Genomic DNA, 26,082 nt, shown 5'->3' with positions numbered 1-26,082 from the left:
AGGGGAGTCGCCAAGTTGGTTAAGGCACCGGATTTTGATTCCGGCATGCGAGGGTTCGAGTCCTTCCTCCCCTGCCAAAAATTCCAGGCAGTTCGCTCTGTGGGTTACCCAGGGCAGTTCGCCTAAGTAGTTCCTCTCGCCCCCTCAAAGTCCGCAGCAGGTGCATGATGAGCAGCCATGACGGCCTGATGGTTTTTACTGGCAACGCAAATCCCGCGCTTGCCCAGGAAGTCGTCAAGATCCTCGGTATTCCCCTCGGTAAGGCTATGGTTAGCCGCTTTTCCGACGGTGAAATCCAGGTCGAAATCCAGGAAAACGTGCGCGGCAAGGACGTCTTCGTCCTTCAGTCGACTTGCGCGCCGACCAACGACAACCTGATGGAACTGATGATCATGGTCGATGCGCTCAAGCGCGCATCCGCAGGCCGGATCACCGCAGCTATCCCCTACTTCGGCTATGCCCGTCAAGACCGCCGCCCCCGTTCGGCGCGCGTCGCCATCTCGGCGAAGGTCGTGGCGAACATGCTGGAAATCGCCGGTGTCGAGCGGATCATCACGATGGATCTGCACGCCGACCAGATTCAGGGCTTCTTCGATATTCCCGTCGACAACATCTACGCAACGCCCGTGCTGCTCGGCGATCTGCGCAAGCAGAATCACGAGAACCTGCTGGTCGTTTCGCCGGACGTCGGCGGCGTGGTGCGCGCCCGTGCGCTCGCCAAGCAGCTGAACTGCGATCTCGCCATCATCGACAAGCGTCGTCCGAAGGCGAACGTCGCCGAAGTGATGAACATCATCGGTGAAGTCGAAGGCCGCACCTGCGTGATCATGGACGACATGGTCGACACCGCCGGCACGCTCTGCAAGGCAGCGCAAGTGCTGAAGGAACGCGGCGCGAAGAAGGTGTTCGCTTACGCCACGCACCCGGTTCTCTCGGGTGGCGCAGGCGAGCGTATCGCCGCTTCGGCTCTGGACGAACTCGTCGTGACCGACACGATTCCGCTGGGCGCCGAAGCGCGTTCGTGCGCGAAGATCCGCTCGCTCACGAGCGCAGGCCTTCTCGCCGAAACGTTCTCGCGTATCCGTCGCGGCGACTCGGTCATGTCGCTGTTCGCGGAAAGCTAACAAGAATTGACGCGCAAGGCGCGGTGTTCGCAAGGACGCCGCGCTTTTGCACGTAATCGGCGCGAACGGACGATGGTTCGCGCTGCATCGCTGGGGGCCCCGAAGGCAGGCATAGTGCTGAAAAGGCCCCGTTTTACTGCCTGGTCGCGGGCAGTGCATTGGAGAATCAAATGAAAGTCATCGCTTTCGAGCGTAACCTGCAAGGTACGGGTGCGAGCCGCCGCCTGCGCATTGCTGGCAAGACCCCTGGCATCGTTTACGGTGTCGGCGCCGAGCCGCAACTGATCGAAGTCGATCACAACGCGCTGTGGCACGCCCTCAAGAAGGAAGCCTTCCACTCGTCGATCCTCGACCTCGAAGTGGCCGGCAAGTCGCAGCAAGTGCTGCTGCGCGACGTGCAATACCACCCGTTCCGTCAGCTCGTGCTGCACGTGGACTTCCAGCGCGTGGATCCGAACAAGAAGATCCACACGAAGGTGCCGCTGCACTTCATGAACCAGGAAACCAACCCGGCTGTGAAGACGGGTGGCGCGATCATCTCGCACGTTCTGGCTGAAATCGAAGTCCAGTGCCTGCCGGGTCAACTGCCGGAATTCCTCGAAGTCGACCTCGCGAAGATCGAAGCCGGTCAATCGCTGCATGCCAAGGACATCACCCTGCCCGCAGGCGTGACGCTGGTTCAGCACGTTGAAACGGAAAACCCGGTCATCGTGTCGGCACCCGTGCCGGCTGGCGCCCAGGCGGCAGCTGAAGGCGAAGAAGCACCGGCTGCAGAGTAATCGCAGCGGCTTCAAAGAGCCGATCCTCTCGATCCGTTTCCCTGAAACGGACGACGTGACCCGCCGCGGTTCGCCCCGGCGGGTTTTTTTTCGCACTTTTTCGTACACTTGCGGGTCAGTTCATCGATTTACGCAGGCGGAACACCACAATGATCAGGTTGATCGTCGGGCTCGGCAATCCGGGCGCCGAATACACGGCGACGCGCCACAACGCGGGCTTCTGGCTCGTGGACCAGCTCGCGCGCGAAGCCGGCACGACGCTGCGCGACGAGCGGCGCTTCCATGGCCACTATGCGAAGGCGCGCCTCTACGGCGAGGAAGTGCATCTGCTCGAACCGCAGACCTATATGAACCGCTCGGGGCAATCGGTCGTCGCCCTCGCGGCGTTCTTCAAGATCCTGCCCGACCAGATCCTCGTCGCGCACGACGAGCTCGATCTGCCGCCCGGCGCCGTCAAGCTCAAGCTCGGCGGCGGCAGCGGCGGCCACAACGGCCTGAAGGACATCTCCGCGCATCTGTCGACGCAGCAGTACTGGCGTTTGCGCATCGGCATCGGCCATCCACGCGACCTGATTCCCGAAGGCGCGCGCGCCGGTGCGAAGCCCGACGTCGCGAACTTCGTGCTCAAGCCGCCGCGCCGCGAGGAGCAGGAAGTGATCGACGCCTCGATCGAACGCGCGCTCGCCGTGATGCCGACGTTCGTGAAGGGCGAGGCCGAACGCGCGGTGATGCAGCTGCATCGCAACGGTTGAAACAAGGAGAGCGTCTTGAGTCGTTACTGGAGTGACATCGTCAACCGGCTCGTGCCCTACGTGCCGGGCGAACAGCCCGCGCTCGCGAAGCCGGTCAAGCTCAACACCAACGAGAATCCGTATGCGCCCTCCCCGCGCGTGCTCGAGGCGATCCGCCACGAGCTGGGCGAGACGGGCGAATCGCTGCGCCGCTATCCCGACCCCGTCGCGAAGCGTCTGCGCGCCGCCGTGGCCGCGCATCACAGCATTCGCGCGGAGCAGGTGTTCGTCGGCAACGGCTCGGACGAGGTGCTCGCTCACGCATTCCAGGCGCTGCTCAAGCACGACCAGCCGATCCTCTTTCCCGACATCACCTATAGCTTCTACCCGACCTACGCGCGGCTTTACGAGGTCGAGTACCGCACCGTGCCGCTCACGGAGCAGTTCACGATTCGTATCGATGACTACCGCCAGCCCAATGGCGGCGTGATCTTCCCGAATCCGAATGCGCCCACGGGTCACGCGCTGCCGCTCGCGGAAATCGAGCGGCTCGTCGCGGCGAACACGGAATCCGTGGTGGTGATCGACGAAGCGTATGTGGATTTCGGCGCCGAATCGGCGATCGCGCTGATCGACCGCTACCCGAACCTGCTGGTCGTGCACACGACTTCGAAATCGCGCTCGCTCGCGGGCATGCGCGTGGGCTTCGCGTTCGGTCACCCCGATCTCATCGACGCGCTCAACCGCGTGAAGGACAGCTTCAACTCGTACCCGCTCGACCGCCTGGCGCAAGCCGCGGCGACCGCCGCTTACGAAGACGGCGAGTGGCTCAAGACGACGAGCGCGCGCGTGATCGCCAGCCGCGAGCGCCTGACGGCCGCGCTCACGGCGCTCGGCTTCGAAGTGGTGCCCTCGGCGGCGAATTTCGTGTTCACGAAGCATCCTGCGCACGACGCGGCGGCAATTGCGGCCAAGCTGCGCGAAAAAGAGATCTTCGTGCGCCATTTCAACGCGCCGCGCGTGAACCAGCATCTGCGCATCTCGATCGGTACCGATGCCGAGTGCGACACGCTCGTCGATGCGTTGAAGGCCATCGTCGCGTAAGAAGGCGGCGAGATGAAATAAAAAACGCGCCAGTTGGCGCGTTTTTTATTGCCGGAGGATTGCACGATTCAGGCGTTGTTCTTCGCCGCGGTCAGCGCGTGGTACTTCTGCATCAATTGCTCGGGCGACTCGACGTGCTCCGGATTTTTGGGAATGCACTCCACCGGACACACCTGGATGCATTGCGGCTCATCGAAATGGCCGACGCACTCGGTGCATTTCTTCGGGTCGATCACGTAGATTTCCGGGCCCATCGAGATCGCGTCGTTCGGGCACTCGGGCTCGCACACGTCGCAATTGATGCACTCGTCGGTAATCATCAGGGCCATGCTGGTCTCACTTCCTGCCGGCACGAGGGCCGGCTCACACGTTGCTTAGCCCTATAGTTTACGCTGCTTTCGCCGCGCGTTCACGCCTTCTAAACCGGGCCGCCCATCGAGGCCACCTTGTCCTGCAAGCGCTTTTCCACGGACGGAAACACGAATTTGCTCACATCGCCGCCCAACTGGGCGATTTCGCGCACAATCGTGCCCGAAATGAACTGATACTGGTCCGAAGGCGTCATGAACATCGTCTCGACGTCAGGCAGCAGGTAGCGGTTCATGCCCGCCATCTGAAATTCGTACTCGAAGTCCGACACCGCGCGCAGCCCGCGCACGATCACGCGTGCGTTGTTGGTGCGCACGAAGTCCTTCAGCAGCCCCTTGAAGCTCATGACCTGCACGTTCGGATAGTGGCCGAGCACCTCGTGGGCAATCTCGAGCCGCTCGTCGAGCGAGAAGAAAGGCTTCTTGTTGCGGCTGTCCGCAACGCCGACTACCAGCGTGTCGAAAATGCTCGACGCGCGCCGCACGAGATCTTCGTGGCCGCGCGTGAGCGGGTCGAAGGTACCGGGGTACACGGCGACTACCATGAGGCTTCTCCTCTCAACAGAAATGGGGCGCAATGCGGTGCCGTGGCGACGCATGCACACGTGCGTGCGTGACGGCCAGGCCGCCCGCCGCTTCTTATCGAACGCGCATTATTCCTCATTTTCGCGCTGCAGCAAATGATAGTGAACCGCACCCGCCCGGCCCTCGCGCACGACGCTCCAGCCCGTCAACGCGGGCCGCGCAGCCGGCTCGATGCGCTCGCCCGATTCGACGTAAAGCCAGCCGTCCGGAGCGACGAGCGGCGCAGCCAGCTCGAGCGAGCGCTCGAGCAGCGCGGTGTCGCCGAACGGCGGATCGAGGAACACCACATCGAACGAGCCTGGCGCCAGATTAGCCGCGAGGCGCAATGCATCGGCTTCCGCGATTTCGATCGTGCGCGCACCAAGGCGCGCCTGGTTCGAGCGCAGTTGCGCGGCGGCGCGCGCGCTGCGCTCCACCATCACGACGCGTGCGGCGCCGCGCGAGGCCGCCTCGAAGCCGAGGCCGCCGCTGCCTGCGAACAGGTCGAGGCAACGCAGGCCGTCGAGACGCTGGCCGAGCCAGTTGAAGAGCGTTTCGCGCACGCGGTCGGGCGTCGGGCGCAGACCATCGAGGTCGAGCACCGGCAGCGGCGTGCGCTTCCAGTCGCCGCCGATGATGCGGATCGTGTGCGCGCCACCGCCGCCACGTGCGCGGGGATCGGGCTGATGGGTGCGGCCGCCTTGGCCACGTGAAGGTGAGGAACGGCTCATGCGTTGGGTCGTACTTCTGCGTGCATTTGACCGCCGGCAGTCAACTTGCCGGCGGAACTCGACTGTGGGGTTCGACGCGTTCGCATCGCGCCCTCCAATGCGCGCACGTTACCACAGGGGCGCGCAGGTGCCGCGTGCGCGCCGCAACGCTCCCACGGCAATGCCGCAGCGACTCCGGCTAACGCGCCTGATAAAATGCCATGTTTTCCGCGCGTTACCTCTTCCCATGCCGTCGCTGACCGCCCCTCGGTCCGACCCGCAGCGCGCCTGACCCACCCCAGACCATGTTCAGTTTCTTCAAACGATTCCGCGGCTCGAAGGACGCCGAGAACGCGCCGGCCGAGAACGCGCAGGACGAAGCCACCCTCGAGGCGCCGGACGAGGCCGTTGATGAGCCCACCAGCACGGTGCGCGAAATGCCGCCTGCGCCGTCCGCTCGACCGGCCGTGACCGCTCCGATCACGCCGCAGCAAGCCGACAACGACGACGAACCGGAAGCCGTCGAAATCGTCCCGCCACCCGCGCTCGAGCCCGAAGCCAGGCAATCGTGGCTCAAGCGCCTGAGGTCGGGGCTCTCGAAAACCGGCTCGAACATCCAGAGCATCTTCGTCAACGCGAAGATCGACGACGATCTCTACGAAGAGCTCGAAACCGCGCTGCTGATGTCGGATGCGGGCGTCGACGCGACCGAATATCTGCTCGAAACGCTGCGCCAGAAGGTGCGCGCCGAGCGCCTGACCGACGCGCAGCAGGTCAAGAACGCCCTGCGCGAGCTGCTCATCGGCCTGCTCAAGCCGCTCGAAAAGTCGCTCATGCTCGGCCGCGCCCAGCCGCTCGTCATGATGATCGCGGGCGTGAACGGCGCGGGCAAGACCACGAGCATCGGCAAGCTCGCCAAGCATCTGCAAAGCTTCGACCAGAGCGTGCTGCTCGCCGCCGGCGACACGTTCCGCGCCGCCGCGCGCGAACAACTCGCCATCTGGGGCCAGCGCAACAACGTGACGGTCGTGCAGCAGGAAAGCGGCGACCCGGCGGCGGTGATCTTCGACGCCGTGAGCGCCGCGCGCGCACGCCGCATCGACGTGGTGATGGCCGACACCGCGGGCCGCCTGCCCACGCAATTGCACCTGATGGACGAGCTGAAGAAGGTCAAGCGCGTGATCGGCAAGGCGTTCGACGGCGCGCCGCACGAGGTGCTGCTCGTGATCGACGCGAACACGGGCCAGAACGCGCTCGCCCAGGTCAAGGCCTTCGACGACGCGCTCGGCCTCACCGGACTGATCGTCACGAAGCTCGACGGCACCGCCAAGGGCGGCATTCTCGCCGCGATCGCGCGGCAGCGGCCGATTCCCGTGTATTTCATCGGCGTGGGCGAAAAGGTCGAAGACCTGCAGCCGTTCGTGGCCGAAGAATTCGCCGACGCGCTGCTTGGCAGCTGAAAGCGCGCCTTACCCGAATTTAGATGCACGAAGGGCGTCGTTCTCGCAAACGACGCCCTTTTTCATTGGTGTGGCCGGCGTTAGCCGGTCAAACACTCACTCCGTATCCGGCTGCACGCCCGGCGCGGCGCGCGCGAACGCGTCGAGCGTGAGCGCGTAGTCGTTGATGCGCTGAATGGTCGGGTAACGCGTCGTGTCGATCTTGAAGCGGTTCGCGTTGTAGACCTGCGGCACGATGCAAAGATCGGCGACGGTCGGCGTGTCGCCGAAAGCAAGCTTGCCGGTGCGCGGATCGCTGGCGAGCCGCTGTTCGAGCGTCGCGAAACCCGCCTCGATCCAGTGGCGGTACCACGCGTCTTTCGTCGCGTCGTCCGCGCCCACGGTGTGCTTCAGGTACTTGAGCACGCGCAGGTTGTCCACTGGATGGATCTCGCACGCCACCTGCAGCGCGAGCGAGCGCACGTGAGCGCGATCGATGGGCGACTTCGGCAGCAGCGGCGGCTCGGGATGCGTCTCTTCGAGATACTCGATGATCGCGAGCGACTGCTGGAGCGTGTGCCCTTGGTCATCGACGAACGACGGCACGATCGCGTCGGGATTCACCTGGCGGTAGGCGGGCTTGAGCTGCTCGCCGCCGTCGCGCACGAGGTGAACCGGCACGTACTCGTACGACAGGTTCTTAAGATTCAGCGCAATGCGCACCCGATACGACGCCGAACTGCGGAAATAGCTGTAAAGCTTCATGCTCCTCTCTTGCTCCTCTTATCCTGATGCGGGCCGCGCCCCTCAGACGACCCGCACGGCGAATTCGCCGATTCCTGCCACACCGCCCGTCATCAGGTCGCCCTTGACCACGGCGCCCACGCCTTCGGGCGTGCCCGTGTAGATCAGGTCGCCGGCCTTGAGCTCGAACAGCGTCGAAAGGAACGCGATCGTGTCGGCAACCGGCCAGATCATCTGCGAGATATCGGAGCGCTGCTTGTCCTCGCCGTTGACCGCGAGCCAGATTTCGCCCTTCTCGAGCTGGCCGATCTTCGACACCGGATGGATCGGGCCGATCGGCGCCGAATGGTCGAAGCCCTTGGCCGTATCCCACGGACGACCGAGCTTCTTCGCCTCGCCCTGCAAGTCGCGGCGCGTCATGTCGAGGCCCAGCGCGTAGCCATACACGTGGTCGAGCGCGCTCGCGACCGGAATGTCCTTGCCGCCCTTGCCGATGGCCGCGACGAGTTCCATCTCGAAGTGCACGTTCTGCGATTGCGCGGGATACGGAAATTCGGCGGTCGAGCCGGGCGCAACGTAGAGCACGGCGTCGGCTGGCTTGGAGAAGAAGAACGGCGGTTCGCGGTTCGGATCGTGGCCCATCTCGCGCGCATGCGCTTCGTAGTTGCGGCCAACGCAGTAGATGCGCCGCACCGGGAAACGCGTGTCGCTGCCGGCCACCGGCACCGAGGCGAGCGCCGCCGGTTCGAATACGTACGTCATGGAGTTCTCCGTCTTTGTGATGGGGCGTGCACGAAGCACGCGGGCCTGTCGATCGCGCGGCTTGCGCCGCCGGAACAATCGCGAGTGTAACGCGCGGCGGTGGGCGTGCGCGGCGGCGCCTTCACGCGGCCGGCAAGGCGTGGCCGGCGAGGCGCGGCCGGCCGGCGATGCGTGCCCGGCGAGGCACCGCGTGCTCGTGCGATACTTCCCGCATCCCCATTTCAATACGACGGCGGCCCGCCGCACGCCGTCGAACGAACCGCGCCCGCCCATGACCACCGCCGACTCCACCGACATCTTCCCGTGCGCCCGCTTCATCAAGGAGATCGGCCGCGGACCGCACGGCGCCCGCTCGCTCTCGTCCGAAGACACGCACGCCCTTTACGCCGCCATGCTCGACGGCCGCGTGCCCGAGCTGGAGCTAGGCGCGGTGCTGCTCGCCTACCGCCTCAAGGGCGAAACCGCGGATGAACTGGCCGCCATGCTCACCGCTGCGCACGCCTCGTTCGCGCCGCTCGCGGTGCCGCGAGGCGACTTTCGGCCTGTGTCGATCCCAAGCTACAACGGCGCGCGCAAGCAGCCGAATCTCGTGCCGCTGCTCGCGCTGCTGCTCGCGCGCGAAGGCGTGCCGACGCTCGTGCACGGCGTTGTCACCGATCCGGGCCGCGTCACGAGCGCGGAAATCTTCGCGGCGCTGAATCGACCCGAGGCACGCGATCACGCCGAAATCGAAGCGCAACTGGCGTCGGGCTGCGTGGCGTTTTCGTCGATCGAAACGCTCGCGCCCAAACTCGCGCGCCTGCTCTCGATGCGCCGGCGCATGGGCGTGCGCAACTCCACGCATACGCTCGTGAAGCTGCTGCAGCCGTTCGCCGAGCCCGGCCTGCGTCTCGTGAACTACACGCACCCGCCGTACCGCGAAAGCCTGAGCGCCCTCTTCGCGGCACATCCGGAAGCGGCAGTGGGCGGCGCGTTGCTCGCGCGCGGCACCGAGGGCGAAGCCGTCGCCGATACCCGCCGCCAGGTGCAGGTCGACTGGCTGCACGACGGCATCTGCGAAACGCTGGTCGAACCGGAGCGATCGTCGCCCGGCGCGCCCGAAATCGATCTCCCCGAAGGCCGCGATGCACCGACTACAGCCGCCTGGATCGATGCCGTGCAGCGCGGCGAAGCGCCGGTGCCGGATGCGATCACGCGCCAGATCGAGACGATCAAACGCATCGCGAAGCGCTGACGATCGAACCCGAAACACGTCGCCCAAACCGCTGAAAGCCATGCAGGGCGGGCGACCCGCGCGCTGCGCCACAAGCGCATCGTCACGCTTCGTCGGCCATCTCCACGCATCTTCACGCGGTCAATCTGCAAATTCGCTGTTGACACACGCATCCGCCCTGATTTACATTGAACGAATGCGTTCCTACCCGAACACCCTCCGAATTACCCTCGGCCGACTATCGGCCCTATCGCTACGCCTGGCCTAAAGCTGGTGTAGCGCCGCAACGACCTCCTCCTCCGGTCACCGCGGTCCTCCCAAAGCAGTTCTCGCAGTACCCCAAATCCGCTGTATCTCTACAACTTGTCGTCTGCATTCGTCCGCTTACCGTTCGGACGAGTCGCGAGGTCAAAATGCACGTTGCATGGGCATCGTTCACGTCCGCTTTCGCCGCGCCGGTTACCGCCGTCACCGTGGCCGTCTTCTTCGCGTCCGAGGTTGCCGCCCGTACGCGTGAAGTTTCGCCCATCGTGCTCCGTCGCCAGCCCGCCAACCGCCCGCTGCCGACCGCCATCGCAAACGACACCATGAAGAACGAGGCTCGTCATGTTGCGTAATCCCGCCGAGAAGTACCGCCCCTTCCCCGCCATCCGTTTGAACGGCCGCAAATGGCCGACGCGCACCGTCGAGCGCGCGCCGATCTGGATGAGCACCGACCTGCGCGATGGCAACCAGTCGTTGATCGAGCCGATGAGCATCGAGCAGAAGACCGAATTCTTCGAAATGCTCGTCGCGATCGGCTTCAAGGAAATCGAAGTCGGCTTTCCGTCCGCTTCGCAGACCGACTTCGATTTCGTGCGCAAGCTGATCGACGAAAAGCGCATTCCCGACGACGTGACGATCGAAGTGCTCGTGCAGTCGCGCGAAGAATTGATCGCGCGCACGTTCGAAGCGCTCGAAGGCGTGCCGCGCGCCATCGTCCACCTCTACAACGCGATCTGCCCGTCGTTCCGCAAGATCGTGTTCGGCCAGTCGAGGGAGGAAGTAAAAGCGCTCGCAGTCGAAGGCACGCGCATTATCCGCGAACATGCCGATAAAAACCCGCAAACGCACTGGACTTACCAGTATTCGCCCGAAACCTTCAGCATGACCGAGCTGACTTTCGCGCGCGAAGTCTGCGACGCGGTGGCCCAGACGTGGCGCCCGACGCGCGACCACAAGATGATCGTGAATCTTCCGGCGACCGTCGAAGCGGCGATGCCCAACGTCTACGCCGACCAGATCGAGTGGATGACCCGCAATCTCGCGTACCGCGACAGCATCGTGCTGTCGGTGCATCCGCACAACGACCGCGGCACGGCGGTGGCCGCCGCCGAAATGGCGCTGCTCGCGGGCGCGGACCGGATCGAAGGCTGCCTCTTCGGCAACGGCGAGCGCACCGGCAACGTCGATCTCGTCACGCTCGCGATGAACCTCTACACCCAGGGCATCGACCCGGGCCTCGACTTCTCCGACATCGACGCCGTGCGCCGCGTGGTCGAGCGCTGCAACCAGTTGCCCGTGCATCCGCGCCATCCGTACGCGGGCGACCTCGTGTTCACCGCGTTTTCGGGCTCCCACCAGGACGCGATCCGCAAGGGCTTCGCGCAGCAGCAGCCCGACGCCGTCTGGGAAGTGCCCTATCTCCCGATCGATCCCGCCGATCTTGGCCGCAGCTATGACGCGGTGATCCGCGTGAACAGCCAGTCGGGCAAGGGTGGTGCGACCTATCTGCTCGAGCGCGGCATGGGCTTCACGCCGCCGCGCCGCGTGCAGATCGAGTTCAGCCACGCCGTGCAGACCGTCGCCGATACGTCGGGTGAAGAGATCACGGGCGACGCGGTCTGCGCACTCTTCGCGCGTGAGTACTTCGAAACGCGCGGGCCGGCTGTCAACGCCGGTTCGGGTCGTGTGCGCTGGGAAGGCCGTGAAGTGGCCATGCCGGCTGCCGCGAGCATCGACGAGGCGCATGCGCAAGCCGTCGCCGCCGCCATCGCGGCAATGGCCAGTGAGCACATTGAAATCACGTCGTTCGAGACCGAGCGCACGTCGCAGGGCGGCACAGCAGTGTTCGTCGGCGCACGCGTAGGCGGCCAGCCGCTGCGCCACGGTGTTGGCGTGGGCGAAGACGCGGTCCACGCGTGCGTCGCGGCAGTCGTCAGCGCGGTGAATCGCGCAGTCTGGCCGCAAGTGGATCGGCGCGCAGCGGCCTGACACCTTCCGCGCGCGGTGCGCGAAGCAGTTTGAGTTTGAGCAGGGAAATCGGCGGCATTGTTGAGCGCCGGCGGCAAAACGGGCCGCCGGCGTGCGCCTGAAGCGCCTACGCGGCCTTTCAGCGAGTGGACTTACCGGTCGTCACTCGATCGCGCAACGCGTCGCCTGCCATGCGAGCAGACGCCAGTGGCCCCCTTCCTGCGTCTGGATCGCCGTATAGGCAATCGGAAAGAGCAGCGCACCGTTGTTCGCTTCCATCTCGATGAGCACGCGGCCGGAGACCACGCAGGCCTCGTTGCCCGCGTGCAGCACGTCCTGCGACTGGATCTCGATCTGGCGGTAGCGGCGGCGGCCCGCCGTGATCGCCTCGATGAACTGCTGCTTGGTCTCGCGTTTGCCGTTGGTGTGCACGAAGGTCGCGTGATCGGACAGCAACTGGTCCAGCGACGTGCCGTCGCCGTCGACCATCGCGCGAAAACGCTCGCGCTCAAGTCCGCGAATCGCATCGATTAGTTTTGCCGCCATCGCTCGAGCCCCTTGCGCGTCGGTCCGCGCCTGAGCGCAGATCTACGCCGAAGATTTTCTGCATACGTCTGGCTGAAATTTATACCAGGTTTTGGCGCAAGGATACTTGCGATCAAAGACATCGCCTCCATGTATGGGGCATACGCCACGCGCCCGGTGAAAACCGCGCGTGGCGACAGCGACATCCCGGCGGCCGCGCCCGGATGTCGCAGCGCAGCACTTTCGTCTTTGTCCGATGTCTATTTGTCAGATTCCGTGGCAAGGTCCAGGCGCTCCGCGGTCCTTCGAGCGTCGCTGATTCCACCCTTTATTTCCTGCGCCCTCGCGCTGGACTACTGCCCTGTTCTAGAGTGTTCCTTCGGCCTGCCCCCTGTGCGGGCCTGCGCCGGGCGCCAGGCCCCGCCCTGCTTGACGGCCGGCGTTTAGTGTAATCTATCGATACAACCATTTCGATAGGGATCAAGGAACCTTGAAGCCCCTACAGACTCCAAGTATTAGCACTCGGGGATTCAGAGTGCTAACATCCACCGTGGAGTCGGTGTCTGACTTTTGCAAGATTCCTGAGGAGTTCGCTACGTGAGCAACGCAATGACCATGACCCTTCCGAGTACGCTGAGCCCGTCGTCGGCCAAGGCCGGGGGCTCATTGGCGCTCGCGAATGCTTCCCTGTTGCCCGGCCAGCTGGGCAACATCGACGCCTATATTCAGGCCGTGAACCGGATCCCGATGCTGACGCCACAAGAAGAGCGTCAGTTCGCGACCGAGTTTCGCGAGCAGAACAATCTTGAAGGCGCGCGCCGCCTGGTGCTGTCGCACCTGCGCCTCGTGGTGTCGATCGCGCGCAATTATCTCGGTTACGGCCTGCCGCACGCCGACCTGATCCAGGAAGGCAACATCGGCCTGATGAAGGCCGTGAAGCGCTTCGACCCCGAGCAGAACGTGCGTCTCGTGTCGTACGCCATGCACTGGATCAAGGCCGAGATCCACGAGTACATCCTGCGCAACTGGCGCATGGTGAAGGTCGCCACGACCAAGGCGCAGCGCAAGCTGTTCTTCAACCTGCGCAGCCACAAGCAGGGCCTGCAGTCGTTCACGCCGGAAGAAATCGACGGCCTCGCGCAGGAACTGAACGTGAAGCGCGAAGAGGTCGTGGAAATGGAAACGCGCCTCTCGGGCGCCGACATCGCGCTCGAAGGCCAGACCGAAGACGGCGAGGAGTCGTTCGCCCCGATCGCCTGGCTCGCCGACTCGCACAGCGAGCCGAGCGCCGTGCTCGCCGCACGTTCGCGCGACCGCCTGCAGTCGGACGGCATTGCGAGCGCGCTGGAAGCGCTCGACGCACGCAGCCGCCGCATCATCGAGGCGCGCTGGCTCAACGTGGACGACGACGGTTCGGGCGGCTCGACCCTGCACGAACTGGCCGACGAGTTCGGCGTTTCGGCCGAGCGCATTCGCCAGATCGAGGCGAGCGCCATGAAGAAGATGCGCACCGCGCTCGCCGACTACGCGTAAGCGTCGCCAGGTCTTCACGCCACACCGAAAACCCCGTTCCCGCGAACGGGGTTTTTCTTTTGCGCGCCCCGCAAGCTGCGCACCTTCGTACCGGCCTCGCTGATTCCACCCTAAGATGATTTCGAGGTGGTGAGCCAGACGCCGCGCCGCGGTCTGGCCTCGTAACGCGTTCGAGGGCACCCGTCGTCATGATCCCGGCATCCGGTCAACGCCAGCGCGCACCGTCGCTGCTGCGCACGCGCATCCTGCAGTGGATGCGCGGCCCCACCTTCGCGCGCGATATTGCCCTCGTTCTCGCCGTCAAGCTCGTCCTCTTGATGGCGCTCAAATACGCGTTCTTCAATCACCCGCAGGCAGAAGACATGCACATGCCGCCTGCCGCTGTCGCGCAGGCCATTCTGGCCGTGCCCGAGTCTACGGCGCTCAAGCCGTCCGCGTCCCAATCCCAGACCATGTCGCCCCCGCGAGGAGACCGTCATGCCCACGATTGAATCGGTGGAACTCTCGCGTCTTCAGTTCGCCATCACCGCGCTCTACCACTTCCTGTTCGTGCCCCTCACGCTCGGCCTCTCGTGGCTGCTCGTCATCATGGAGTCGGTCTATGTGATGACCGGCAAGGAGATCTACAAGGACATGACGCAGTTCTGGGGCAAGCTCTTCGCCATCAATTTCGCGATGGGCGTCACCACCGGCCTCACGATGGAGTTCCAGTTCGGCACCAACTGGTCGTACTACTCGCACTACGTGGGCGACATTTTCGGCGTGCCGCTCGCCGTGGAAGGGCTCGCGGCGTTCTTCCTCGAATCGACCTTTGTCGGGGTGTTCTTCTTCGGCTGGAATCGGCTGTCGAAAGGCGCGCACCTCTTCACCACGTTTCTCGTCGCGCTCGGCTCGAACCTCTCGGCGCTGTGGATTCTCATTGCCAACGGCTGGATGCAGAACCCCGTGGGCGCGTCGTTCAACTACGAAACCATGCGCATGGAACTCACCAGCCTGTTCGCGGTGATCTTCAACCCCGTCGCGCAGGTGAAGTTCGTGCACACGGTTTCGGCCGGCTATGTGACGGCGTCGATGTTCGTGCTCGGCATTTCGTCGTGGTACCTGCTGCGCCGGCGCGACGTCGAGTTCGCCCTGCGCTCGTACGCGATCGCCGCGGGCTTCGGCCTTGCGTCCACGCTATGCGTGCTGATCCTCGGCGACGAATCGGGCTACACCGACGGCGTGGTGCAGCAGGTCAAGCTCGCCGCCATCGAGTCTGAATGGGAGACCGCGCCCGCCCCCGCGCCCTTCACGCTATTCGGTCTGCCTAACCAGAAGGAAGAACGCACCGACTACGCGATCCGCATTCCCTGGCTGATGGGCATCATCGCCACGCGCTCGATCGACACGCCCGTGATCGGCCTGAAAGACCTGATGAGCCGCGCCGAAGTGCGCATCCGCAATGGCATGCTCGCCTACGCCGCGCTGCAAAAGATGAAGGAGGGCACCGCCGACACCGAAACGCGCGACGTGTTCGAGGCACACAAGGCCGATCTCGGCTACGGCCTGCTCTTGAAGCGGTTCACGCCGAACGTGGTCGACGCGACTTCCGAGCAGATCAGGGCTGCGTCGCGAACGGCGATTCCGGCCGTCGCGCCGGTGTTCTGGTCGTTCCGCGTGATGGTGGGTCTCGGCATCCTCTTTCTCGTGACCTTCGTACTCGCCTTCTGGTTCTGTGCGCAGCGCTCGCTGCTCAAGGACAGCCGCCGCTGGTTCCTCGGCTGGGCGCTGGTGGCGATCCCGCTGCCGTGGCTCGCCGCCGAGTTCGGCTGGGTCGTCGCGGAAACCGGCCGCCAGCCGTGGACCATCGCGGAAGTGCTGCCCACGCGTCTTTCGGCTTCGAGCCTCGCACCCGGCGACGTGATGCTGAGCATCGCGGGCTTCGTGATCTTCTACACGCTGCTCTTCATCATCGAGATCACGCTGATGTTCAAGTACGCGCGCCTCGGGCCCTCGTCGCTGCATACCGGCCGCTACTTCCACGAGCAGACGGCCGCGCTGGCCACCGGCGGCAAGGTCTCGTGATCGCTGCACGACACCGAAAGACGCGAGGAAACAGGCCATGGACTACGCAACGCTCAAGTTGATCTGGTGGGTGCTGATCGGCGTGCTGCTGATCGGCTTTGCGCTCACCGACGGCTTCGACATGGGTGCGGCCGTGCTGCTGCCCTTCGTCGGCAAGACCGACGAGGAGCGCCGCATCGTCATCAACGCGGTCGGCGCGACGTGGGAAGGCAACCAGGTCTGGTTCATCACGGCGGGCGGCGCGATGTTCGCCGCGTGGCCGCTCGCCTATGCGGCTTCGTTCTCGGGCTTCTACTTCGCCATGCTGCTCGTGCTGTTCTCGCTGTTTTTCCGCCCCGTGGGCTTTGACTATCGCGGCAAGCGCGTGGACGTGCGATGGCGCCAGGGGTGGGACTGCGGTCTTTTCATCGGCGGCTTCGTGCCCGCGCTCGTGTTCGGCGTGGCGTTCGGCAATCTGCTCCAGGGCGTGCCGTTCGCCTACGACACGGATCTGCGCGTGACGTATCACGGCAGCTTCTTCGCACTCCTCAATCCGTTCGCGCTGATCTGCGGACTGGTGAGCCTGTGCATGCTCACCGCCCACGGCGCGGCGTTCCTGAAGAGGAAGACCGATGGCGTCGTCGCCATGCGCGCTTCGAAGGCGCTACGGCTTTTCTCGGCGCTCACGATCGTGTTGTTCCTCGTGGCGGGCGCGCTCGTGGCGACACTCATCGGCGGCTATACGATCACGTCGCCGGCGCCTTTGGACACGGTGGCCAATCCACTCCTGAAAAGCGTCGATTCGGGGCCCGGGCTCTGGCTCGCGAATTACGGGCTGTATCCGTGGATGGCGCTCGCCCCCGCCCTGGGCGTGCTCGGCGGCGTGCTCGCGTTCGCACTTGCGGGCTCGCGCTTCGAGCGGCTCGCGTTCTTGAGCACGGGGCTGCAGATCGTCGGCGTGATTCTGACTGCGGGCTTTTCGATGTTCCCATTCATCATGCCCTCCTCGCTCGACCCGCGTTCGAGCCTCACGGTCTGGGACGCGACCTCGAGCAAGATGACGCTCGAGATCATGCTGGTGGCCGTCATCATTTTTCTGCCGATCGTGCTCGGCTACACCGCGTGGGTCTATCGCGTGATGCGCGGCAAGATCACCGCCAGCGCGATACAGGACAACCACCATACGCTGTACTGAGCGCCCAGGCGATTTAGCGGCGCTGGAAACAAAAACACCGCGGCAAATGCCGCGGCGTTTTTCACAGGCATAAAGCGAATCGGTTAGGCCGGCTGGAGCGCCAGCTCGCGTGCATAGCGCGGCGCGGCGTCGCCGACCACGATGTGCAGCGTATCCGCCGAAGTCCACACCACGTCGAGCGCGCCGAGCTTCTCGCGATCAACGGCCGCCGGGTCGCGCACGATCACGCGCAGGCGCGTGGCCGCCACCGCGTCGAGCGAGACGATGTTGGCAACGCCGCCGAACACCGCGAGCCAGCGCGACGGATTCGGATCGAGCGGGCCCTGCGCGACATCCGCGCTCGCGCTCGCCTGAGCAGCCTGGACGGCCTGAACCGCAGGCTGCGCCGCGGGTGTCGCCTTGCCAGCCGCCGCGCCGCCGCGTGCGATCTCACCGCGAATCTCATCGGCGATGATGTCCGCCTCCGGCCCGATGACCACCTGCACGCTTTCGCCGCCGCGCTTGAGCACGCCGCGCGCGCCGATCGCCTTCAAGGCCGGCTCGGAAACATGCGCCGGGTCGGCCACCGTGAGACGCAGACGCGTCGTGCAGGCATCGACCACCTTGAGGTTGGCCGCGCCGCCCAGTGCATCGATGTAACGCGCAGCACGCGAGAGCGATGCCGCGGCCGCGCCGCCGGCCGCCACCGCAACGCCCGACATCGACGAGGCGATTGCCGTATCGCCCGCCGAGGCTTCACGGCCCGGCGTGGGCAGATTGAAACGGCGGATGAAGAAGCGGAACAGCCCGTAGTACACGACCGCATAGACCGCGCCGAGCGGAATCGCATACCAGCCGTGCGTGGAGAGCCCGTAGTTCAGCACGTAGTCGATCGCGCCCGCCGAGAAGGTGAAGCCGAGCTTGATGCCGAGCAGCGAGCAGATCGCGAGCGACAGCCCCGTGAGCACCGCGTGGATCGCGTAGAGCACGGGCGCGAGGAACATGAACGTGAACTCGATCGGCTCGGTCACGCCCGTGAGGAACGAGGTGAGCGCCATCGAAAACAGCAGGCCGCCCACCATCGCGCGCTTGTCCTTCGGGGCTTCGTGCAGCATCGCGAGACACGCTGCCGGCAGGCCGAACATCATCACCGGGAAGAAGCCGGCCATGAAGCTGCCTGCCGTGGGGTCGCCCGCGAAGAAGCGGTGCAGGTCGCCCGTGACGGCCGCGCCGCCGGCTGCCGGCGTGAACGAGCCGAACACGAACCACACGAGCGAGTTGAGGATGTGGTGCAGACCCGTGACGAGCAGGAGCCGGTTGAGCAAGCCGTACACGAAGGTGCCGATCGCGCCCGCCGTGGTGAGCCAGTGGCCGGCGGTGTCGATCACGCCCTGCACCGGCCCCCAGACGTAGCCGAATACGATGCCCAGCACGAGACACGTGAGCCCCGTGACGATCGGCACGAAGCGTTTGCCGCCGAAGAAAGCGAGGAACTCGGGCAGCTTGATGTCCTTGAAGCGGTTGTACAGCATGCCCGCGACGACACCGGCCACCACGCCCGACAGCACGCCCATGTTGAGCTTGTCGTTGATGTCCTTCATCACGGCGATCTGGACCAGATAGCCCAGCGCGCCCGCGAGGCCGGCGACGCCGTTGTTGTCTTTCGCGAAGCCCACCGCAATGCCGATCGCGAACAGCAACGGCAGGTTATCGAAGATCGCGCCGCCCGCGTCGGCGATGATCTTGATGTTGAGCATGTCGGCCTGGCCGAAACGAAGCAGGATGCCGGCGACCGGCAGCACTGCGATGGGAAGCATCAGCGCGCGGCCGAGGCTTTGAATCTTGAGAAACGGATTGCCATCCATTGAACTGCCTCCAGTCTCTATCTCTTGCTTGACGTGTGTGGGTGAGAGAAGCCGGCGCGCGATCGCTGCGCACGCCGGCGTGTTTCTAAGGATTACTCAGGGTGGGTGAAACAGAAATCATCAATCGAGTGGCCAGCTTTCGCGGCTCGCCGCACGCACGGCTTGCGCCGATTCGAGTGCGAGGGCGTTCTGCGCGCGCTGGCAACAGTCGTTGTAATCGAGCTTGCGCACGCGCGCCTTGATCGACGGCACCGAAACCGGATCGACGGAAAGCTCCGTCACGCCGAGGCCGACGAGCAGCGGCACCGCGAGCGGATCGCCCGCCAGCGCGCCACACACGCCGACCCACTTGCCGTGCTTGTTCGCGCCCTCGACCGTCGCCGCCACGAGACGCAGCACGGCCGGGTGCAGACCGTCGGCCTGCGCCGCGAGGTCGGGCTGGCAACGGTCCATTGCGAGCGTGTACTGCGTGAGGTCGTTGGTGCCGATCGAGAGGAAATCGGCGTGGCGCGCGAGCTGGTCCGCGAGCAGCGCCGCCGAGGGCACCTCGATCATCACGCCCACCTCGATCGGCTCCGTGCGGCCCGCTTCGCGTGCGAACGTGTCGATGCGCTCGCGCAGACGCACGAGTTCGCCCACGTCGGTCACCATCGGCAGCAGAATGCGCACCTTGCCCGCCGGCTTCACGGCAACGAGTCCGCGCAGCTGGTCGTCCAGCAGATCGGGCCGCACCTGCGCGAGGCGGATGCCGCGCAGACCCAGCGCCGGATTCGGCTCGGGCGGCAGCGTGAGATAGTCGACTTCCTTGTCCGCGCCGACGTCGAGCGTGCGGATAATCGCCGTGCGGCCCGCGAGGGCGTCCGTGATGGCCTGGTAGCTCTGAAGATGTTCTTCCACCGTCGGCGCGGCCTGGCGATGGATGAAGAGCAGCTCCGTGCGCAGCAGGCCCACGGCGTCCGCGCCGTTATCCACGGCCGTGTTGGCGTCCTCCAGCGTCGCGATGTTCGCGGCGACTTCCACCGCGTGGCCGTCGCGCGTGGCTGCAGCTTCGTGCGAGGTGCGGCGGTTCGCTTCGCGCACGCCGGCCTGGCGCTGCTTTTCGCTGCGCGCGCGTTCGATGTCGAGCGCGCTCGGCGTGTACGCAAAGCGGCCGGCGCTCGCATCGATGACGACTTCGGTGCCCTCCGGCACCGCATGCAGCGCGTCGCCGAGCGCGACGAGCGCGGGAATGCCGGCCTGGCGCGCGATGATCGAAGCGTGCGAGGTCGCACCGCCGCGCGCCATCACGAGCGCCATCACGCGCTTGCGGTCGAGCGAGGCGAGATCGGAAGGCGTGAATTCGTCGGCGGCGAGCACGGCTTCTTCGGGCAGCGTGCGCGCGGCCGCGTTCGACAGACCGAGCGCGCGCAGCACGCGCTTTTCGAGGTCGCGCAGGTCGGCGGCGCGCTCCGCGAGCAGCGGATCGTCCACCTTGCCGAGCACCACGATCTGCGCGCGGATCGCTTCGCGCCACGCGTAGCCCGCGCTCTTGCCGAGGCTGATCGCGTCGCGCGCGGCGTCGACGAGCGTCGGGTCTTCGAGCAGCACGCGGTGCATCGTGAAGATGCCCGCCTCGCCGATCGCGCCGCGCTGCGAAGCCGTGCGCACGCTCTGGTTCAGCTCGGCGTCGACAGCGGCGATCGCCTTGTCGAGCGCGCGGCTTTCCGCGGCCGACGGGCCGCTCGCGAGTTCTGGCGGCGTCAGTTCGGCTTCGTCCCAGCGCACCAGCTTGCCGACCGCGACGCCCGGCGCCGCGCACACGCCCGCGAGCACGCCCGGCTCGGCGGACGACGCCACGGCGGCTGCGGCTTCCTGCATCACGGGCGCGGGCGATTGCTGCCGCGCCGGCGCTTCGCCGCCCTCGCCGGGCGCTTCGCGCAGGAGCTCGTTCGCGACGGCGTCCACGGCGCGCTGCGCCTCAAGGCCGATGCCGACGAGTTCGATGGTCGCGCCCTCGCCCGCGCCGAGGGCGAGCAGGCCGACGACGCTCTCGATGGCGGACTTGCGCTCGCCAAAGCGGACCTCGACGCGCGCGTCGACGCCGCGCACCGCTTCGCGCGCCCGCGCCGCGGGCCGCGCATGCAGACCGCCCGCATGCGTGAGCGTGACGTTGCGGCGCACTTCGTTCGCAATCAATTCGTGGGCGGCCGCGATCTCCGCGCCGTCGCGCACGCGCAGCACGAGCAGCGCGGACTTGCCCGCTTCGACGTGACCCGCGCCCGCGCGCTCGATCACTTCGAAGGCATCCGAATTGGCGATCGCGACGACCGAAACGAGGCTCGGTGCATTGCACGCCACCACGTCGAGATCGAACTCGATCAACGTCTCGCCGAGCCGCACCTGGGCGCCCTGCGCAACCTTCGGCGTGAAGCCCTTGCCGTTGAGCTCGACGGTGTCGATGCCGACGTGCACGAGCACCTGTGCGCCTTCGGCCGATTGCAGCGTGACCGCGTGGCCGGTGCGCGCGAGATGCACGACGATGCCGTCGCACGGCGCGACGACGCGGCCGACGAGCGGATCGACGCCGATGCCGTCGCCGAACAACCCTTCCGAGAACACCGGATCGGGCACCGACGCGAGCGGCACGACCGGCCCGGTGAGCGGAGAGACCAGTACGATGTGCCCCTCGACGCGAGTATGCGGATCCATCAGGCGAGACTCCTCGATGCGTTCCATTCGCTTTCCAATCTAGTGGGTTTCGGTGACTTTGTTCAGGTAACGCGGCTCGTCAGGATTGCGGCCGCGCGCGGCGGCAAGGCCCGCCGCCATCACGTAGAACGACAAAATGGCCGCGATGGGATCGAGTGCCGCATCGGCAGCCGTTTCGAGCGGCAGCGCCGCGCCGGCCACGTCGGCGGGCGCCGCGAGCAGCACGCGCGCACCGCGCTTTTCCATGTCGCGGGCGAACTCGATCAGGCCTGCCTGCTCCGGCCCGCGCGGGGCGAACACGAGCAGCGGGTAATCGCGGTCGATCAGCTCCATCGGGCCATGGCGCACTTCGGCGCTCGAAAACGCTTCGGCCTGAATGCCCGAGGTTTCCTTGAGCTTGAGCGCGGCCTCCTGCGCAACGGCGAGGCCCGGACCGCGGCCGATCACAATCATCTGTTTCACGTCGCGCAATTCTTCGACGGCCTTCGACCAGTCGAGCGTGCCTGCGCGATCGAGCGCGTCGGGTAGCGCGCGCACGGCGTCGAGGAACGCGGCGTCGCGCTGCCAGAAGCCGACGAGCTGCGCCGACATCGCGAGCATCGCGATATAGCTCTTGGTGGCCGCCACGCTCAACTCGGGACCGGCGAGGAGCGGCAGCTCCGTGCCGGCGGCCTCGGCGAGCGGCGAGCCCGCGACGTTGACCATCGCCGCCGTCAGCGCGCCGGCTTCGCGCAGCGCCTTGATCGTCGCGACCAGATCAGGACTCCTACCCGATTGGGAGAAAGCAAGGGCAAACTGGCCACGTACACGTAAGGGCGCCTGCTGGAGCGTCGCGATCGACATCGGCAGCGTGGCCACCGGGATGCCGATGCGGCTCATGGTGAGCGCAGCGAAGTAGCTCGCCGCGTGGTCCGAACTGCCGCGCGCGACGGTGAGCGCGACGTGGCGCGGTTCGGCCTCCAGCGCGCGGGCGAGCACCTCGACGCGCGAGGTGTCCGCGAGCTGCGCGGCGACGACGCTGGCCGAGGCCAGCGCTTCCTTAAGCATATTCGACAATCGATTCTCCTTCGACGTAGGTCGCGGTGAGCGCCAGCTCGCGATCGAACACGTTGACATCGGCCCATGCGCCGCGCGCGAGGCGGCCACGGTCTTCGATGCCGAGGTAATCGGCGGCATAGCGCGACAGGCGCGCGGACACGTCCGCGATCGGCAGGCCGATCGAGACGAGGTTGCGCAGCGCCTGGTCCATGGTGAGGGTACTGCCCGCGAGCGTGCCGTCGGCGAGACGCACGCCGCCAAGGCACTTCGTCACGTGCTGGCTGCCGAGGCGGTATTCGCCGTCGGGCATGCCGGTGGCCGAGGTGCTGTCGGTCACCACATAGAGGCGCGGAATGGCGCGCAGCGCGGCGCGGATCGCGCCGGGATGCACGTGCAGCAGGTCGGGAATGATCTCCGCGTACTCGGCATGCGCGAGCGCCGCGCCGACCACGCCCGGGTTGCGATGATGCAGCGGCGACATCGCGTTGAAGAGGTGCGTGAAGCCGCAGGCGCCGTGCTTGAGCGCGGCCACGGCGTCGTCGTAGGTCGCGAGCGAGTGGCCGATCTGCACGCGCACGCCGCGCGCCGCCATCTCGCCGATGATCTCGATATGGCCCGCGATCTCGGGCGCCACCGTCACCACGCGAATCGGCGCGATCGAGAGGTACTTGAGCACTTCGTCGAGCACGGCCGAAACGGCGGCGTCGGGCTGCGCGCCGAGCTTGCCCGGGTTGATGTACGGGCCTTCGAGGTGCACGCCCAGCACGCGCGCGCCGCCCGCCGTGCGATTGCGCGTGACGTTGCCGAGGCCCGCGACGACGTTCATCAGCTCCTCGCGCGGGGCGGTCATGGTGGTGGCCAGCAGGCTCGTGGTGCCGTAGCGGGCGTGGGTGCGCGCGATGGTTTCGATCGCGTCGCCGGCTTCCATCACGTCGGCGCCGCCGCCGCCGTGCACGTGCAGGTCGATGAAGCCCGGCAGGATGTAGGGCGCGTCGTTGTTCGCCGGATCGGTGGCCTCGCCCGTGATCGCGGTGATGCGTCCGTTCTCGAACGACAGCGTGCCGTGGATCCAGCCTTCAGGGGTGAGTATGTTTCCGCTCAGCATGAGAGTTTTCCGATGAGGCGCATCGAAGCGCGGTAGGACGTTTCGGTGACGTGCATGAGAGAGACTGCGGCGGCGTTCACTGGCGCAGCTCCGCAACGAAGTCGTAATAGCCGTCGCGGCAATAGGTGTCGGTCAGCTCGATGGCGCGCTGATCGGCGGAAAAGCCCACCCGCGTGATGACGAGCAGCGCCGCGCGCGGCTCGACGCCCATCAGCGCGGCGATCTCGCCCGTCGCGTTGACCGCGCGAAAGTGCTGCAGGGCGCGTACCACAGGCACGCGGTGCTGCTCCAGATACGCATACAACGAGCCCTCGATGGCTTCCGGGTCCGGCACGATCGACACGGGCAGCGCCGAATGCTCGACGGCCATCACGGTACCGTCGGCGCGGCGCAGGCGGCGCAGGCTCGCGACCGAGGCGCCCGGCGACAGGCCGAGCTGCACGATCTCCTCGCGGTGCGCCGGCCGGACCTCGCGCGCGAGCCACACCGAGTCGGGCGTGAAGCCGCGCTGCTCCATTTTCTTCGTGAAACCCGTGAGGCGCGAAAGCGGATCTTCCACGCGCGGCGTGATGAAGCTGCCCGCGCCGCGTGCGCGCCGGATCAGCCCCTGCTCCACGAGCAGCTCGATCGCCTTGCGCGCGGTGATGCGCGACACGCCGATGGCGTCCGACAGCGTGCGCTCCGAAGGCAGCGCCTCGCCGGCCGACCACACGCCGCAGTGGATGGCCGTGGCAAGGTTGCGCGCCAGCTGCAGATAGAGCGGCGTCACATTGCGCGCATCGGGCATCAGGGCAGACCAACGGGTTTCCATGGACTTGGCGCCAGCGGTTGGACGATCGTGGGGGGCCGGACGGGCATGCTGCGTGGCAGTGCCGGTGGTGCAGACTGGTCCGGTGCGAAAGCGAGCCCATTATATAACCACAATAAGACCAGTCAACAGATGCAGCCTCGCCCCGGCACATCGAAAATTATCGTTAAAAATCAATGCATTGCACAAACACATAAGGCTCAAACGGGGCGCAGCCTGGCATCAGGATTTACCCTGGCGCGGTATCCGGGGGCCCCACAATGGGACCAGAGTGGCATCAACAGGTTATCTGACATAGCCCACCGTAGTACCGCCGTAGGACCAGCTCGCGACTTCGGCAGGAAGAGCGCGCGGCTCCGAGAGTGCACGCGCAATAAAAAAACGCCGTGGCGATCGCCACGGCGTTCGGGTCCTGCCGGGCTCCCGCGTCAATTGGACGCAGACAGCCGCTTCTCGAAGGTCCCTTAGAACGACGGAACCATCGAGCCCTTGAACTCGTTCTTGATGAACTGGCGCACGTCTTCCGACTGGTAGGCGGCCACCAGCTTCTTCACCCACGGCTTGTCCTTGTCCTGGGTGCGAACGGCGATCAGGTTCGCGTACGGGCTATGGATGTCCTCGATGGCGATCGCGTCTTTGGTCGGCTGCAGGCCGGCTGCGAGTGCGTAGTTCGTGTTGATCACGGCGGCGTCCACGTCGCCGAGCGCGCGCGGAAGCTGCGCAGCGTCGAGTTCGACGAGCTTGATCTTCTTCGAGTTTTCGGCGAGGTCGAGCGGCGTCGCGTTGTTGCCGTTGACGCCCGCGCCAGCGCGCAGCTTGATCAGGCCCTTGCTTTGCAGGAGCAGCAGCGCGCGGTTTTCGTTCGACGGGTCATTCGGCACGGCGACCTTCGCGCCTTGCGGCAGATCGTTCAGCGATTTGAGCTTCTTCGAGTACACGCCGATGGGCGAGATGTACGTGAGGCCGGCGTTCACGAGCTTGTAGCCGCGCTGCTTGATCTGGCTGTCGAGATACGGGCCGGTCTGGAAACTGTTGGCGTCGAGGTCGCCGGCGTCGAGCGCGGCGTTCGGCTGCACGTAGTCGTTGAATTCGACGACCTTGACGTTCAGGCCTTCGCGCTTGGCGACCTTCTGGACGACGGCCCAGACTTGCGCGTCCGGACCCGAAACGGTGCCGACCTTGATGACCTGGTCGTCGGCGCGTGCGCCGAAGCTGGCTGCGAGCGTGGTGGCGGCGACGCCGGCGAGGAGTGCTTTAATCAGATTTCTGCGCTGCATGGATATGATGTTCCTGCGTGGTTTTGGTATTGCTCCGGTTCCGCGGCGTTGTGCGCCATCTGCCGGACGATATAAATCGTCTCATATGGAACCGGTTGCGGGAAATAATGAATTCGCATACTGGTATGCCCGCGCGCTTTGGGCGTGCTGCTGATGAACCACCATCTGCATCGCCAGCATCATCTGCATCCGACGCTGCCGTGGACGGCGCTGCCCGCGCTCGTGCACGCCGAAGACGCTGCAGGCGCGCCTGCGC

23 protein-coding genes and 1 tRNA gene are annotated in these 26,082 nt (G+C 65.8%); 12 read left to right on the top strand and 12 right to left on the bottom strand.

What is annotated here, in order from left to right:
* From AB4Y40_RS39500 to hisC, 5 genes are all read left to right on the top strand, one after another.
* A tRNA-Gln gene (locus AB4Y40_RS39500) sits at positions 1 to 77 on the top strand.
* A 90-nt stretch (positions 78 to 167) separates the two neighbouring features.
* Entirely contained in the window at positions 168 to 1,124 is a 957-nt protein-coding gene (locus AB4Y40_RS39495) for a ribose-phosphate pyrophosphokinase (RefSeq protein WP_069265235.1), read from the top strand.
* A 170-nt stretch (positions 1,125 to 1,294) separates the two neighbouring features.
* A complete protein-coding gene (locus AB4Y40_RS39490) occupies positions 1,295 to 1,903 on the top strand; it encodes a 50S ribosomal protein L25/general stress protein Ctc (RefSeq protein ID WP_368692474.1) in 609 nt (202 codons plus the stop codon).
* A 149-nt stretch (positions 1,904 to 2,052) separates the two neighbouring features.
* Positions 2,053 to 2,655, top strand: a complete 603-nt coding sequence (pth, locus tag AB4Y40_RS39485; protein ID WP_069264878.1) for an aminoacyl-tRNA hydrolase — start codon at positions 2,053 to 2,055, stop codon at positions 2,653 to 2,655.
* A 15-nt stretch (positions 2,656 to 2,670) separates the two neighbouring features.
* A complete protein-coding gene (gene hisC, locus AB4Y40_RS39480; protein WP_368692473.1) occupies positions 2,671 to 3,738 on the top strand; it encodes a histidinol-phosphate transaminase in 1,068 nt (355 codons plus the stop codon).
* Between the two features lie 68 nt (positions 3,739 to 3,806).
* On the opposite strand, the gene AB4Y40_RS39475 is transcribed toward hisC, so the two are convergent.
* The 3 genes from AB4Y40_RS39475 to rsmD form a co-directional block, all read right to left on the bottom strand.
* Positions 3,807 to 4,067 carry a YfhL family 4Fe-4S dicluster ferredoxin gene (locus tag AB4Y40_RS39475; protein WP_069264882.1) on the bottom strand — a complete coding sequence of 87 codons (261 nt, stop codon included), beginning with the start codon at positions 4,065 to 4,067 and terminating at the stop codon, positions 3,807 to 3,809.
* 89 nt (positions 4,068 to 4,156) lie between these two features.
* Positions 4,157 to 4,651 carry a pantetheine-phosphate adenylyltransferase gene (gene coaD, locus AB4Y40_RS39470; protein ID WP_133185293.1) on the bottom strand — a complete coding sequence of 165 codons (495 nt, stop codon included), beginning with the start codon at positions 4,649 to 4,651 and terminating at the stop codon, positions 4,157 to 4,159.
* A gap of 108 nt (positions 4,652 to 4,759) precedes the next feature.
* A complete protein-coding gene (rsmD, locus tag AB4Y40_RS39465) occupies positions 4,760 to 5,401 on the bottom strand; it encodes a 16S rRNA (guanine(966)-N(2))-methyltransferase RsmD (RefSeq protein ID WP_368692472.1) in 642 nt (213 codons plus the stop codon).
* 284 nt (positions 5,402 to 5,685) lie between these two features.
* Between rsmD and ftsY the strand changes: the two genes are divergently transcribed.
* Positions 5,686 to 6,840, top strand: a complete 1,155-nt coding sequence (gene ftsY / locus AB4Y40_RS39460) for a signal recognition particle-docking protein FtsY (protein WP_368692471.1) — start codon at positions 5,686 to 5,688, stop codon at positions 6,838 to 6,840.
* A gap of 96 nt (positions 6,841 to 6,936) precedes the next feature.
* Here ftsY and maiA read toward each other — a convergent pair whose 3' ends face one another.
* Positions 6,937 to 7,584, bottom strand: a complete 648-nt coding sequence (gene maiA, locus AB4Y40_RS39455) for a maleylacetoacetate isomerase (RefSeq protein ID WP_368692470.1) — start codon at positions 7,582 to 7,584, stop codon at positions 6,937 to 6,939.
* 42 nt (positions 7,585 to 7,626) lie between these two features.
* A complete protein-coding gene (locus tag AB4Y40_RS39450) occupies positions 7,627 to 8,325 on the bottom strand; it encodes a fumarylacetoacetate hydrolase family protein (protein WP_368692469.1) in 699 nt (232 codons plus the stop codon).
* Between the two features lie 271 nt (positions 8,326 to 8,596).
* On the opposite strand from AB4Y40_RS39450, the gene ybiB reads away from it, so the two are divergent.
* Together ybiB and leuA are read left to right on the top strand one after the other, a co-directional pair.
* On the top strand, positions 8,597 to 9,559 hold the full coding sequence (ybiB, locus tag AB4Y40_RS39445; protein WP_368692468.1) for a DNA-binding protein YbiB: 963 nt from the start codon (positions 8,597 to 8,599) through the stop codon (positions 9,557 to 9,559).
* Between the two features lie 585 nt (positions 9,560 to 10,144).
* Positions 10,145 to 11,791: a 2-isopropylmalate synthase gene (leuA, locus tag AB4Y40_RS39440; protein WP_368692467.1), complete on the top strand. Its 1,647-nt coding sequence runs from the start codon at positions 10,145 to 10,147 to the stop codon at positions 11,789 to 11,791.
* 141 nt (positions 11,792 to 11,932) lie between these two features.
* Here the strand turns inward: leuA and AB4Y40_RS39435 are convergent, their stop codons facing one another.
* The gene (locus tag AB4Y40_RS39435) at positions 11,933 to 12,316 is read right to left on the bottom strand and encodes a nuclear transport factor 2 family protein (RefSeq protein ID WP_042270104.1); all 384 of its coding nucleotides are present in this window, start codon (positions 12,314 to 12,316) and stop codon (positions 11,933 to 11,935) included.
* Between the two features lie 576 nt (positions 12,317 to 12,892).
* Here AB4Y40_RS39435 and rpoH point away from each other — a divergent pair.
* From rpoH to cydB, 4 genes are all read left to right on the top strand, one after another.
* Complete coding sequence (gene rpoH, locus AB4Y40_RS39430; protein WP_069264904.1) at positions 12,893 to 13,828, top strand: RNA polymerase sigma factor RpoH; 936 nt, start codon at positions 12,893 to 12,895, stop codon at positions 13,826 to 13,828.
* Positions 13,829 to 14,016: 188 nt separating this feature from the next.
* Positions 14,017 to 14,319, top strand: coding sequence for a cytochrome oxidase putative small subunit CydP (cydP, locus tag AB4Y40_RS39425; RefSeq protein ID WP_368692466.1), 303 nt, complete (start codon positions 14,017 to 14,019; stop codon positions 14,317 to 14,319).
* Positions 14,306 to 15,892, top strand: coding sequence for a cytochrome ubiquinol oxidase subunit I (locus AB4Y40_RS39420; RefSeq protein ID WP_368692465.1), 1,587 nt, complete (start codon positions 14,306 to 14,308; stop codon positions 15,890 to 15,892). Before cydP ends, AB4Y40_RS39420 begins: the two co-directional genes overlap by 14 nt.
* A gap of 37 nt (positions 15,893 to 15,929) precedes the next feature.
* Positions 15,930 to 17,066 (top strand): cytochrome d ubiquinol oxidase subunit II, encoded by a 1,137-nt coding sequence (cydB, locus tag AB4Y40_RS39415; protein WP_368692464.1) that lies wholly within the window; start codon positions 15,930 to 15,932, stop codon positions 17,064 to 17,066.
* An 83-nt stretch (positions 17,067 to 17,149) separates the two neighbouring features.
* On the opposite strand, the gene nagE is transcribed toward cydB, so the two are convergent.
* The 6 genes from nagE to AB4Y40_RS39385 all read right to left on the bottom strand — a co-directional run bounded on the left by nagE (position 17,150) and on the right by AB4Y40_RS39385 (position 25,826).
* Positions 17,150 to 18,910, bottom strand: coding sequence for an N-acetylglucosamine-specific PTS transporter subunit IIBC (gene nagE, locus AB4Y40_RS39410; RefSeq protein ID WP_368692463.1), 1,761 nt, complete (start codon positions 18,908 to 18,910; stop codon positions 17,150 to 17,152).
* Positions 18,911 to 19,030: 120 nt separating this feature from the next.
* Positions 19,031 to 21,625, bottom strand: a complete 2,595-nt coding sequence (ptsP, locus tag AB4Y40_RS39405; protein WP_368692462.1) for a phosphoenolpyruvate--protein phosphotransferase — start codon at positions 21,623 to 21,625, stop codon at positions 19,031 to 19,033.
* A 12-nt stretch (positions 21,626 to 21,637) separates the two neighbouring features.
* Positions 21,638 to 22,645, bottom strand: coding sequence for an SIS domain-containing protein (locus AB4Y40_RS39400; RefSeq protein WP_368692507.1), 1,008 nt, complete (start codon positions 22,643 to 22,645; stop codon positions 21,638 to 21,640).
* Positions 22,638 to 23,741, bottom strand: coding sequence for an N-acetylglucosamine-6-phosphate deacetylase (nagA, locus tag AB4Y40_RS39395; RefSeq protein WP_368692461.1), 1,104 nt, complete (start codon positions 23,739 to 23,741; stop codon positions 22,638 to 22,640). Before nagA ends, AB4Y40_RS39400 begins: the two co-directional genes overlap by 8 nt.
* A 76-nt stretch (positions 23,742 to 23,817) precedes the next feature.
* Positions 23,818 to 24,552, bottom strand: a complete 735-nt coding sequence (locus AB4Y40_RS39390) for a GntR family transcriptional regulator (RefSeq protein ID WP_324148451.1) — start codon at positions 24,550 to 24,552, stop codon at positions 23,818 to 23,820.
* Positions 24,553 to 25,013: 461 nt separating this feature from the next.
* On the bottom strand, positions 25,014 to 25,826 hold the full coding sequence (locus AB4Y40_RS39385; protein ID WP_368692460.1) for a MetQ/NlpA family ABC transporter substrate-binding protein: 813 nt from the start codon (positions 25,824 to 25,826) through the stop codon (positions 25,014 to 25,016).
* Positions 25,827 to 26,082: the final 256 nt, after the last annotated feature.

The organism is Paraburkholderia sp. EG287B, from assembly GCF_040965595.1.
Classification (GTDB): Bacteria; Pseudomonadota; Gammaproteobacteria; order Burkholderiales; family Burkholderiaceae; genus Paraburkholderia.
This window is presented reverse-complemented; position numbering and strand designations above follow the sequence as displayed.